The organism is Halorubrum sp. AD140 (genome assembly GCF_034497445.1).
Lineage (GTDB): Archaea > Halobacteriota > Halobacteria > Halobacteriales > Haloferacaceae > Halorubrum.
This window is the reverse complement of record NZ_JAXRUU010000238.1, coordinates 1-1,256: the sequence shown is the minus strand read 5'-3', so window position 1 is coordinate 1,256 and position 1,256 is coordinate 1. Positions and strand designations below refer to the sequence as shown.

General features: G+C 55.7%; 2 protein-coding genes. Both read right to left on the bottom strand.

Annotated elements, in window-relative coordinates:
• A partial coding sequence (locus tag U4E84_RS17800) for an ATP-binding cassette domain-containing protein (RefSeq protein ID WP_322533410.1) occupies nucleotides 1–352 on the bottom strand: 352 nt, incomplete at its 3' end.
• Nucleotides 349–1,256, bottom strand: a 908-nt coding sequence (locus U4E84_RS17795) for a hypothetical protein (RefSeq protein WP_322533409.1), incomplete at its 5' end; no start/stop codon positions are given. The genes U4E84_RS17795 and U4E84_RS17800, both read right to left, overlap by 4 nt.

Sequence of the window (1,256 nt, the reverse complement as noted above, 5' to 3'; positions counted from 1 at the left end):
GATCCACGGACGTGTCCCACATCGAGGGAAGTTCGACGTTCTCGGTCGCGGTGAGCATCGGCAACAGGTGGAAGTCTTGAAATACAAATCCGATTCCTGACCGGCGCTCCTCCGTGAGTTCGTCCTCCGTGAAGTCGGTCACCTCTCGCCCATCAAGGCGGATCGCTCCCGCTGTCGGTGTGTCGAGCAACCCGATCATATTGAGCATCGTACTCTTACCAGATCCTGACGGACCGATCACGGTAACCAACTCACCACGGTCCGCGTGAAATTGGACGCGTTTCAGCGCTTCGATGACCTCATCGCCGGTTTGATAGCGTTTCACGACCTCGTCGAGTTCGATTACGGTCATTGACTGCGCCACCGATACACTCCGATGCCGACAGCGACGACGAGCAGTCCTGCAATCACCGTCCCTGCTATCAGGGGAAGACCACTGAGTGGTCCGCTCGGACTCCCAGCGGATCCTTGCTCGCCATCTTCATCAGCCACCTGCGCTCCGTCACTGCCCGCCGATGCACGCATCGACTCGATGGCCACATCCTGCGTCGTCGTCACCCGTTCATTATCGACGATGTACGAGATCTCGACCGGGACTGACGAGACGTTCGAGTCCGTTTCGGCTGTCAGTTCAAAGGTGTCGAACTCACTGCCCTCAACCGTTCCGATGAAGTACTCACCAGACGGTGATACGGGACTCACCTCGGCAGTTTCTCGAACGCTTAGTTGTACCGACTCAGCGTCTGTACTCCCGATATTTGCGGCGTCACCCTCGATGGTGACTCTATCGTCTTCCTGTACCGCTTCGACGCCACTGAGGTCAATCTCGCCTTCTACTTCACCATATTCGGTCGTATCGAGTGACGTCGTTTCGGTATACGATTCGTCCGTCGCGTCGGACTCGTACTCTGCTGTGAACGTTACCTCACCCTCCTCGAAGTCGTCCGTATCGAATTCAACCGATTGACTCGATTCTGCGTCGACAGAGGTGATCAGTTCTCTCGCCACCTCTTCTCCATTCTGACTCGCACTGATCTCGATATTTGTGAGTTCGCTGTTCCCGAAATTCGTGAAGTCAGTGACGACTGTTTCTGTGCCATTAGACTCGTCGACACTCGTCGAAAGGCCCGTGTCGACGTCTTCGTCTTCTACGTCGATGATGAGCGGGTACTCGACGGACTGGTAGTCACCGGAGTCTGTCTCGAAGACAGCGTGAACGCGAAGGTTCTTCTCACCAGCTTCATCAAACGAGACGT